This is a genomic window from Micromonospora sp. DT31 (assembly GCF_049841795.1).
GTDB lineage: Bacteria > Actinomycetota > Actinomycetes > Mycobacteriales > Micromonosporaceae > Micromonospora.
Window position 1 is genome coordinate 64689 of record NZ_JBNCKZ010000021.1, and the last position, 10118, is coordinate 74806.

Annotated in this window: 9 protein-coding genes; 8 read left to right on the forward strand and 1 reads right to left on the reverse strand. The window is 71.5% G+C overall.

The window, feature by feature from the left end; translation table 11 throughout:
* The first annotated feature begins 24 nt into the window (after nucleotides 1-24).
* From ACLQ2X_RS25205 to ACLQ2X_RS25225, 5 genes are all read left to right on the forward strand, one after another.
* Nucleotides 25-1248, forward strand: coding sequence for a sensor histidine kinase (locus tag ACLQ2X_RS25205; RefSeq protein ID WP_425683547.1), 1224 nt, complete (start codon nucleotides 25-27; stop codon nucleotides 1246-1248).
* A gap of 22 nt (nucleotides 1249-1270) precedes the next feature.
* Nucleotides 1271-2032: a LytR/AlgR family response regulator transcription factor gene (locus ACLQ2X_RS25210; RefSeq protein ID WP_425683548.1), complete on the forward strand. Its 762-nt coding sequence runs from the start codon at nucleotides 1271-1273 to the stop codon at nucleotides 2030-2032.
* 62 nt (nucleotides 2033-2094) lie between these two features.
* Nucleotides 2095-2757, forward strand: coding sequence for a DUF5701 family protein (locus ACLQ2X_RS25215; protein ID WP_425683549.1), 663 nt, complete (start codon nucleotides 2095-2097; stop codon nucleotides 2755-2757).
* 208 nt (nucleotides 2758-2965) lie between these two features.
* On the forward strand, nucleotides 2966-3313 hold the full coding sequence (locus tag ACLQ2X_RS25220; RefSeq protein ID WP_425683559.1) for a hypothetical protein: 348 nt from the start codon (nucleotides 2966-2968) through the stop codon (nucleotides 3311-3313).
* A complete protein-coding gene (locus ACLQ2X_RS25225) occupies nucleotides 3313-4953 on the forward strand; it encodes a cation acetate symporter (RefSeq protein WP_425683550.1) in 1641 nt (546 codons plus the stop codon). Before ACLQ2X_RS25220 ends, ACLQ2X_RS25225 begins: the two co-directional genes overlap by 1 nt.
* Before the next feature lie 374 nt (nucleotides 4954-5327).
* Here ACLQ2X_RS25225 and ACLQ2X_RS25230 read toward each other — a convergent pair whose 3' ends face one another.
* Nucleotides 5328-6773, reverse strand: a complete 1446-nt coding sequence (locus tag ACLQ2X_RS25230) for a hypothetical protein (protein ID WP_425683551.1) — start codon at nucleotides 6771-6773, stop codon at nucleotides 5328-5330.
* Between the two features lie 168 nt (nucleotides 6774-6941).
* Here ACLQ2X_RS25230 and ACLQ2X_RS25235 point away from each other — a divergent pair, with 168 nt between their 5' ends.
* From ACLQ2X_RS25235 to ACLQ2X_RS25245, 3 genes are read left to right on the forward strand one after another with little or no spacing between them, the layout of a single operon-like run.
* Nucleotides 6942-7706, forward strand: a complete 765-nt coding sequence (locus ACLQ2X_RS25235; RefSeq protein WP_425683552.1) for an ABC transporter ATP-binding protein — start codon at nucleotides 6942-6944, stop codon at nucleotides 7704-7706.
* On the forward strand, nucleotides 7691-9385 hold the full coding sequence (locus tag ACLQ2X_RS25240; protein ID WP_425683553.1) for an ABC transporter permease: 1695 nt from the start codon (nucleotides 7691-7693) through the stop codon (nucleotides 9383-9385). Before ACLQ2X_RS25235 ends, ACLQ2X_RS25240 begins: the two co-directional genes overlap by 16 nt.
* Complete coding sequence (locus tag ACLQ2X_RS25245; protein ID WP_425683554.1) at nucleotides 9385-9873, forward strand: SRPBCC family protein; 489 nt, start codon at nucleotides 9385-9387, stop codon at nucleotides 9871-9873. Before ACLQ2X_RS25240 ends, ACLQ2X_RS25245 begins: the two co-directional genes overlap by 1 nt.
* The last annotated feature ends 245 nt before the right edge of the window (nucleotides 9874-10118 follow it).

Here is a 10118-nt window from a genome sequence, read left to right on the forward strand (position 1 = left end):
GCCGGCAGCGGTCAGGATCGCTGCGTGGGTGGCAACCTCTCGACCGTCTTCGCCGTCGTCTCACTGGTCACCGCGTTGGCCGCAGCGCTGTGGGCGGTGCTGCGGCTGCGTGCCCGTCGGGGTATCGCCACCGCGACCCAGCGGGCCACGTACGAGGTGCTGCACACCGCCGGGCTGGCCGCCGAGCCGCTGCGCGCCGGGCTGACCGCGGCGGACGCGCCGAAGGCCGTACGTCATCTGCGGGCCCTGGTGGGCGCGGCCGGCCTGGCCCTGACCGACCGGGACACGTTGCTGGCGATCGACGGGCAGGGCGCACACCACGGCGACCAACTGGTCGCGGCGGCCCGGCGGGCGGTGGACAGTGGGCGCTCCACCGTGCTGCGGGAGTCGGAACTGCACTGCGACCTGGTGGACTGCCCGGTACGCGGGGCGGTGGTGGCGCCGCTGAGCGCGCACGGCCGGGTCGTCGGGGCGCTGGTGGCGGTGGCGGACGAGCGCCCGGCACCGGGGTTGGTGCAGGCCACGTTGGAGACCGCGCACTGGGCCGGCGACCAGCTCGCCCTCGCCGAGCTGGACTCGTCGCGGGAACGGCTCGCCCGCGCCGAGGTGCGCGCGTTGCGCGCCCAGATCAGCCCGCACTTCATCTACAACGCGTTGACCGCGATCGGGTCGTTCGTGCGCACCGACCCGGAGCGGGCCCGGGAGCTGATCCTGGAGTTCGCCGAGTTCACCAGGTACTCGTTCCGGGCGCACGGCGAGTTCACCACGCTCGCCGAGGAGTTGCGGTCGATCGACCGCTACCTGACCATCGAGCGGGCGCGTTTCGGCGAGCGGCTCCAGGTGCGTCTGCAGATCGCCCCGGAGGTGTTGCCGGTGATCCTGCCGTTCCTCTGCCTCCAGCCGCTCGTGGAGAACGCGGTCCGGCACGGGTTGTCCCGCAAGCCGGGCACCGGCATGGTGAGCATCGAGGCTCGGGACGCGGGCGCGGAGTGCCACATCACGGTGGAGGACGACGGGGTGGGGATGGATCCGACGACGCTTACCGCCGGCATCGCCGAGGTGTCCGGCGCGGGCAGCGACCCAGCCGACGACCCGGGGCAGCACGTCGGGCTCTCCAACGTCGACGAACGGCTGCGGTCGGTCTTCGGGGACGGCTTCGGCCTGGTCGTGGAGACGGGCCTGGGTTCGGGTACGAAGGTCAGCATGCGGGTGCCGAAGTTCCATCCCGGTGTCCGGGTGTCCTCGTGAGCGGGCGGATCGGGTCGGCGCGGTGAACGCCTCGGGGTTCCTGCGGGTGCTGGCGGTGGACGACGAGCCGCCGGCGCTCGACGAGCTGGCCTACCACCTGCGCGCCGACCCTCGGGTGGCCCGGCTGCACACGGCCGGGGACGCGACCGAGGCGTTGCGGGTGCTCCGGGACGGCGACGTGGACGTGGTGTTCCTCGACATCCGGATGCCCGGGCTCGACGGCATGGAGTTGGCCCGGGTGCTGCGCCGGTTCGCCCGGCCGCCGGCGATCGTGTTCGTCACGGCGTACGACGACGGCGCGGTGGACGCGTTCGACCTGGGTGCCACGGACTATGTGCGCAAGCCGGTCCGCGCGGAGCGGTTGGCCGAGTCGCTGCGTCGGGTCATCGGCTCCCGGGTGGTGCCGTCGCACCCGGCCGCGTCGGCGCGGGCGGAGGAGGATCCGACGATCCCGATCGAGCTGGCCGGGACCACCCGGATGCTGCCCCGTTCGGCGGTGCGGTGGGTGGAGGCACAGGGCGACTACGCCCGTTTGCACACCGCGGAGGGTTCGCATCTGGTCCGGGTGTCGCTGGCCACGCTCGCCGAGCGTTGGGCGGACGCCGGGTTCGTCCGCATCCACCGTTCCTATCTGGTGCAGTTGCGGCTCATCGCCGAGTTGCGTCTGGTCAACTCCGGTTACGTGGTGGTGATCGACGGTTCTGAGCTGCCGGTGAGTCGCCGGCACACCAGGGAGTTGAAGGACAAGTTGGTCCGCGCGGCCAAGCAGGACTGGAATCGTTGACCGGCCGCTCCGCCGCCCGACGTACAATGTACGGCAGACCGTACGACAGGGTGGAGGGCCGCATGTCCGACGACCACTTCGACGCCGCTTCCGAGTTCGACCGCCAACTCGACCGCCTCGTCCGGCTCGGCTACCCGGCGCTCGCCGGGCAGCCGGAGGAGACGTTCCGGGCCCTGCTCACCCCGCTGCGCGACGCGGCCGTCACCGGCACGGCCGGGCTGCCCGGCCCCACCGACCGGCGGGTGCCGTTCCTGCTGGTCACCACGTGGCACCTGGTGCCGGTCGAAGAGCGGATCACCCGCACCACGCTCACCGGCAAGCGAAAGCCCGGCGTCCTCGACCGGAACTTCCCCGCCGCCGACCTGCCGACGTTCCATCCGCTCAAGGAGCTGGAGGTGCCGGCTGGGCCGGCGTACCTGCTCTTCGACGTGGACCGGGGCGAGGAGTACCGCAACGTGCCACCGTCGGCGGCACTGGAGGACATGACCGCGCGGGACCGGTTGCCGATCACCATCGACGAGGGTCTGGCCTTCGTCACGCTGCACCCGGACGCGCTGGCCAGCAACCGCTGCTTCTCGCTCGTCGGTTCCCGGTGCGGCGACCGGCGGGTGCCCGCGCTGTGGATCAGCCAGGGTGCCCCGAAGCTCGGCTGGTGCTGGTTCGGCAACCCGCACACCTGGCTCGGCTCGGCGACCGCCCACCCGGTCCGCATCGGCCTGGACTGACCGTCCGGGCGCGCCGTCCACCGGGTTTTCCACAACCCCGCGACGTTATCCACAACTTGTGCACAGTGGTCACCCCCGCGCCCTTGACATTCCCGCCCAGCGGGCGAGACTGCCGGGGGTGACCGGAGCCGAGGAACAGCATCCTCCGGGGCGGCCCGTCGCGGCGGCCCCGGTCCCGCACCCGCGCCCGCCGCAGCGGACCCGCGTCGTGCTGGCCGAGGTCGCCCGCTCGGGCAGCCGGGCCGACCGCACCCGCTCCGAGCTGACCCAACAGACCCGGGTCGGCGAGACACTGATCCAGGGGCTGATGCGCGCCCAACTCTCCCTCGCGCTGCGGCTCAGCCTGCTGGTGCTGATCGGACTCGGCGGGCTGCCCTGGCTGTTCGCCATCGCGCCGTCGGTCGGGCGGGTCACCGTGCTCGGGGTCAACCTGCCGTGGCTGCTGCTCGGGGTGGTCGCGTTCCCGTTCCTGATCGTGGTCGGCTGGGCCTACGTGCGGCTGGCCGAACGCAACGAGCAGGACTTCGTCGACCTGGTCCAGCGACCGGAGCGCTGATGTCCAACGGCTACGTGGTCCCGGCGATCGTCGCGGTCACCCTGGTCACCGTCGGCATCGGCTTCTACGGGCTGCGGCTGGCCCGGACCACCTCGGACTTCCTGGTCGCCTCCCGGTCGGTCAGCCCGACCTGGAACGCCGCCGCGATCGGCGGCGAGTACCTGTCCGCGGCCAGTTTCCTGGGCGTGGCCGGGCTGATCCTCAAGTACGGCGTGGACGTGCTCTGGTACCCGGTCGGTTTCGCCGCCGGCTACCTGGCGCTGCTGCTGTTCGTGGCCGCCCCGCTGCGCCGCTCCGGCGCGTTCACGCTGCCCGACTTCTGCGAGGTGCGGCTCGGCTCGCGTCGGCTGCGCACACTCGCCACCGTCTTCGTGATCTTCATCGGTTGGCTCTACCTGGTGCCGCAGTTGCAGGGCGCCGGGTTGACGCTGGCCACGCTGACCGGCTCGCCCTACGCGGTCGGTGCGCTGCTGGTCGCGGTGGTGGTGACCGCGAACGTGGCGCTGGGCGGGATGCGCGCGATCACCTTCGTGCAGGCGTTCCAGTACTGGCTGAAGCTCACCGCGCTCGCCGTACCCGCGATCTTCCTGGCGTTGCAGTGGCAGGCCGACGCCCGTCCGGCGGTGACCCCGCCCGACGGGCCGGCGTTCCGCACCGCGACCACCGTGGTGGTGGAGCACCGCGCGACGCTCACCCTGCCCGACGGCGACACCCGGGAGGTACGCCCCGGCGACCGGCTCGACTTCGCCGCCGGTGACCCGGTCCCCGAGGTGTCCGGCGCGTCGATCACCACCACCGACTGGCTGCTGCCCGACACCGCGGGCGACGACGACCGCAGCCTGTTCGCCACGTACTCGCTGATCCTGGCCACGTTCCTCGGCACCATGGGGTTGCCGCACGTACTGGTGCGCTTCTACACCAATCCCGACGGCGCGGCCGCCCGGCGCACCACGCTCGTGGTGCTGGCGCTGGTCGGCGTCTTCTACCTGCTACCCACGATCTACGGCGTGCTGGGCCGGATCTACACGCCGCAACTGCTGGTCACCGGGCAGACCGACGCGGTGGTGGTGCTGCTGCCCGGCGCGGCCCTGGGCGACGGCACGGTCGGTCGGCTGCTCGCCGCGCTCGTCGCCGCCGGGGCATTCGCGGCGTTCCTGTCCACCTCGTCCGGTCTGCTGACAAGCGTGGCCGGGGTGATCTCCACCGACGTGCTGGGGCGCGGCTCGGTGCGCGGTTTCCGGATCGCCACGGTGATCGCCGGTGGCGTGCCGGCGGTCCTCTCCCTGAACGTGTCCGGGTTGGACGTCTCACAGGTGGTGGGTCTGGCGTTCGCGGTGGCCGCGTCGAGCTTCTGCCCGTTGCTGGTGCTCGGCATCTGGTGGCGGGGTCTGACCGACCTCGGTGCCGCCGCCGGGGTGCTGGTCGGCGGTGGCGCGGCGATCGGCGCGGTGCTGCTCACCGTGCTGGGCCCGCCGCTGACCGGCTGGCCGGCGACGCTCACCACCCAGCCGGCCGCGTGGACGGTGCCGCTGGCGTTCACGGTCATGGTGCTGGTCTCGGTGGCTAGCCGGCGGCGCCTCCCGCGCGACGTCGGCGCCACCATGCTGCGGCTGCACACCCCGGAGTCGCTGCGTCTCTAGTTTCTGCGCGTCTACGAGGCCCCGGCTTGTACTCCGAATCGAGATAGACCTCTTTTTGGGGGTTGTTGATCACTGTGCTGTCGAACGCGGCCACGTGCCACGTAGTACCGGCAGTTGGTGCCGCCGACGGTGCGGAGACCGGATCCGGGCGTGACTCCTCCGCCTCGTCACCGCCTGCCTTCCGTCGCAAGGCCACCCACACGCTCAGACCAAGCCCGATGAACCCCAGAACGAAGTTGCCGATTCCGGCATAGTGACTGGCAGTACCCGGTTGTCGGGTCGACAGGAACACCACGATGCCCACCAGCATCATTCCCATGGTCAGCGGCAGCAGCCACTTCGTCACGTCGCCTCTCCCTCCGCCGCGTCCGGCGTCACCACCCGAGGTCATAGCCGTAGTCCCGGTCACCGGCGTCCTTCGGCCGATCGCCGCGCCGGATCTCCGGCCCACGCCGTCCCTCGCCCGGTGGGCGCTCCTGACTGCTGATTCGCAACTCGCGTGCATCCAGTGCCCGCGCGCGTTCATTCAGTTCCTGCTCGCGTACATTCAGTTTCTGCTCGCGTCTGACCAGTTCCCTCTCCTGCGCGTACAGTCCCCGCCCGCCGGCATCCAGCCTCCATTCCCGTGCGTCCAGTGCCTTCTGCCGATCGGCGAGCCGAAAGCGCTCCCTGATCCCCACCCGCTCGCGCGCCGCCAGCATGGCTTCCCGCCGTTCGAGTTGGCGTCGCCACCGGACGAACCGCACTTGCGCCGCCAACTCGTTCACTTCTCCAAGCCCGGGACACCGCCGGAGAGCTTCGGCGGGGCGCCGTACCGTCACGCTCCGATCCAGGCGGTTGCCGGTGCCGATCAACACACCGACCGCGTTGTCGACCACCTCCCGGCCGTGCGCCCGGAAGACGCTTGTTTTTGGGTCGCGCAGATCCGTGGCCCCCCGTATCAAGTCCAGATCTCCGACGCTGCCGGCGGCATCAGCGAAAAGACTCGTCAGTTCCTCGGCAGAAGCGCCCTCACCCGACGCGAGGCGGCTGATGAAGGCCGCCGCCAGTTCGAAGTCCCTGGCCAGCAGCACTGCTGCGTCGATGGTGGTCAACTCACTGATGAACCTCACTTCGCGATTCAGCTTTTTGCCGTCCCCGAGGACCAAGGTCGAGGCCCGAGCCGTCACGGAACAGGGCTCCCGCACCCGCATCGTCACCTGGCCGCCCGCGTCGGGCGACTGCTCGGCATCGAAGATCCTGCTCACCACACGCTGGAACTGGCGCACGCGTCCTCTGGCGCCTGGCTTGGCGATCGCCCTCCGGAGGCTGCCCATCGCCGCCTGAGATTCGCCCAGAAGGTCGAAGGACACCTCCAGGTGATGAAGGTGGAAATGCTCCTCCTGGCGAAGCAGGCATCTGCTCCCGACGACACCGGTTGACCGTTCCAGATGCACCATCCCCGCCCGGAACCAGCGCGTCGCGCCCGTCAAGCGCACCTGGACGTGCGATGCCGCCGTGACAGTCAGGTCAACCGCCGCCCATCGTGGCCAGACACGCAGGGACCCGGCTTCGGTGTGGAGGACGACGGGGCGCGAATCCGGCCGGAAGAACCCAGAACCTGGTCGTGCCAGCGTCTCGCCACGATCCGGCTCGCCGACCCGCACATGCTGCGGGGCTCCGCTCGTGCGCTCGATCCTGGCCTCTCGTGCCGCATCCAAAGTCGCATCCGTCGGGCCGGCGGTGAACAGGGATGCGCTGCCCCCGCCCCCACCGTCCTCGTCCTCGTCGACTTGGCCCTCTTCGTCGGCCCGGCCGCAGCAACGCCGTTCGGACTTCACACATCCTCCCCAGGACGCAAGGTGACCTCATGGTTACACCGGACATTCATGGTCACCAGAGCGCGACCATTACCACCCGACCACGAGGCGTCCGTACTCCTCAGGTAGGACCCGAAGATCGCCCTAGGGCCGGAGCAGCCAGTAGCCGGATACGGATACGGTCGGACCATGACCGACCAGCACCCGGCGCTCTCCCTTCGTGGCCTGGCCAAGCGCTTCGACACCAAGGTCGCCGTCGCCGGCGTCGACCTGGCCGTGCCGACCGGCTCCTTCTACGGCCTGCTCGGCCCGAACGGGGCCGGCAAGACCACCACCCTCTCCATGGCCGTCGGCCTGTTACGGCCGGACGCCGGTGAGGTGCGGGTGCTCGGGCACGACGTGTGGGCCGACCCGGTGCGCGCCAAGAGCCTGCTCGGGGTGATGCCCGACGGCGTACGCCTCTTCGACCGGCTCACCGGGGCGGAGCTGCTTGCGTACCACGGTCTGTTGCGCGGCATGGACCCGGTGGTGGTGGACCGGCGGGCGGCGGAGCTGCTCGACGTGCTGGCCCTCGCCGACGCCGGCCGCACGCTCGTGGTCGACTACTCGGCGGGGATGAAGAAGAAGATCGGCCTGGCCTGCGCGTTGCTGCACGGCCCGCGCCTGCTGGTGCTGGACGAGCCGTTCGAGGCGGTCGATCCGGTGTCGGCGGCGCTGATCCGGGACATCCTGCACCGGTATGTCACCGGCGGCGGCACGGTGATCTTCTCCAGCCATGTGATGGAGGTGGTCGAGCGGCTCTGCTCGCACGTGGCGATCCTGGCCGACGGCCGGATCAAGCGGGTGGGCACGCTGACCGAGGTGCGCGGCGACCGCTCGCTCGAGGAGGCCTTCGTCGAGGTCGTCGGCGGGCGGACCGCGACCGGCGAGGAGTTGTCGTGGCTGTCCCGGTGACCGCACCCGAACGGCCGGCCCGGCGGGTGTCGTCCCGGCACTTCGTCCGGCTCAAGCTGCGGGTGCTCGGCAACAACTTCCGCGGCCAGAAGTGGCGCGTCGCGCTGTTCGTGCTGGGCGTGCTGCTCGGTCTCTGGTTCGCCGCCGTCGGTTTCTTCCTGCTGGCCGTGCCGGGCCTGGCGGACGAGCCGCGGTACGCGCTGATGGTGGCCGCCTTCGGTGGCGGCGTCCTGACACTCGGCTGGCTGCTGCTGCCGCTTGTCTTCTTCGGCGTGGACGAGACGCTCGACCCGGCCCGGTTCGCGCTGCTCCCGCTCACCCGCCGCACGCTTGTCACCGGCCTGCTGGCCGCCGCCGGAGTCAGCGTGCCGTTCCTGGCCACGGCGATCACGTCGGCCGGGCTGGTGGTGACCGCCGCCGCGCTCGGCGGGTGGCCGGCCGCGCTCGTCGGCGCCGTCGGCGTGGTCGGCGGACTGCTGGTGTGCGTGGCCGGGGCCCGCGCGGTGACAAGCGCCTTCGCCACCATGCTGCGGTCCCGCCGGGTACGCGACCTGGCGGCCGTGCTGCTCGCGGTGCTGGCCGCCCTGCTCGGCCCGTTGCAGCTGCTGGCGCTCGCCGCGGTGCGGCAGACCGACTGGGACCGGATGACCGGAGTGGCCCGGGTGGTCGGCTGGACGCCGTTCGGTGCGCCCTGGACGGCCGGCGTCGACGTGGCCGAGGGCCGGGCCGGCGCGGCGGCGGTGAAGCTGCTGATCACGGCCGCGACGCTCGGCGTACTCCTGCTGTGGTGGTCCCGGTCGCTGGAGTCGGCGATGGTGGGCGCGGCGAGCGCCGGCCCGTCCCGTGCCCGGCGCAGCGGGGGCGGCGGTCCGGTCGCGCAACTGTTCCCGCGTGCGGTCGGCTGGGCGCGGCGGGACCGGTTCGGCGCGCTCGTCGCCCGGGAGTGCCGCTACTGGTGGCGGGACGCCCGGCGGCGGGCGAACCTGATCACCATTGCCGTGGTCGGTGTGTTCGTGCCGGTGATGGTGAACCTGGGCGGGGTGACATTCTCCGTCGGGGGTGGTGAGTCGTCCGTGCAGACCACCGGCGACTCGTCGCCGGTGCTGGTCAGCCTCTCCGTGATCTTCGTCGGGGTGCTCGCATCGGTGACGTTGGCCAACCAGTTCGGCTTCGACGGCAGCGGGTACGCGGCGAACGTGGTGGCGGGCGTGCCGGGCCGGGTGGAGCTGCGGGCCCGGATGGCGGCGTTCTCGATCTACGTGGTGCCGATGCTCGTGGTGGTCACGGTCCTGCTGGCCGTCCTGCTGGACCGGCCCGGCTGGTTCGGGCTGATGGGGGGCGCGTTGTCCGCCGCATACGGGTGCGGGCTGGCGATCAACGGGTTCGTGTCCGTGCTCGGCGCCTACTCGCTTCCGGAGACCAGCAACCCGTTCGCCATGAACAGCGGGGCCGGGTTCACGAAAGGGCTGCTCACGCTCGTGTCCATGCTCGCGTCGACGATCGCGTCCGTGCCGCTCGTGGTGGCCGCCGCGCTGCTCGGCGACGTGTGGCTCTGGCTGGCGCTGCCGGTCGGCCTGGCGTACGGGGTGGGCGCGGCTCTCCTGGGCGCGTACCTGGCCGGGGACGCACTGGACCGCCGGCAGCCGGAGCTGCTGGCCGCTGTCACCCCGAGGCGCTGATGCCGGTCGTCGAAGCGGTCACCACGGTGCCGATCCCCCCGGAGTTGGCGTTCGCCGTCTCCCAGACCGTCGCCCCGGTGCGCTACCGGTGGGACCCGTTCGTCAGCGAGCAGCACTTCGTCGACGGCGCGACCCGGCCGGGCCGGGGCGTGCGCACGTTCACCCGCTCCCGGCACGGTCTGGCGATGGTCAGCGAGTACGTCTCCTTCACGCCGCCGACGAACGTCGGCATGAAGATGGTACGCGGGCCGTGGTTCTTCGAGCGGTTCGGCGGCGGTTGGCGCTTCGCCCCCGGCCCGGAGCCGGGCACCACGGTCACCACCTGGCGGTACAACTTCCGCTGCCGGCCGGCGTTCCTGCGCCCGGTCGCCGAGCGGATCGGTGTGTGGCTGCTCGGGCGCGACATCCGCCGCCGGATCGCCGGGTACGCGGCCGGCTGCACCGACCCGGAGGTGCTGGCCGCCGCCCGCCGCTCACTTTCCAAGTAGCTCGGCGCTCGGCGCTCGGCGCTCGGCGCTCGGCGCTCGGCGCTCGGCGCTCGGCGCTCGGCGAGGTTCTACTTTTTGGCGGTATGACTGGGAGTCATCTTTATGACTGACAGTCATACTGCAAAAAAGTCGTCCTTCTTCGGCGCGGAACCCGCGCCGAACCGGGCGCTAGTGCCTTGACCACGAAGGTTGGCGGTGTTGGGGTCAGGCTGCGTGGGTGGCGGGTTGGCCCCAGCGTCGATGTC

Coding starts and splice junctions, on each gene's coding strand:
- ACLQ2X_RS25225 (WP_425683550.1), top strand. CDS start 3,313: ATGTCCAACGGCTACGTGGTCCCGGCGATCGTCGCGGTCACCCTGGTC.
- ACLQ2X_RS25245 (WP_425683554.1), top strand. CDS start 9,385: ATGCCGGTCGTCGAAGCGGTCACCACGGTGCCGATCCCCCCGGAGTTG.
- ACLQ2X_RS25235 (WP_425683552.1), top strand. CDS start 6,942: ATGACCGACCAGCACCCGGCGCTCTCCCTTCGTGGCCTGGCCAAGCGC.
- ACLQ2X_RS25215 (WP_425683549.1), top strand. CDS start 2,095: ATGTCCGACGACCACTTCGACGCCGCTTCCGAGTTCGACCGCCAACTC.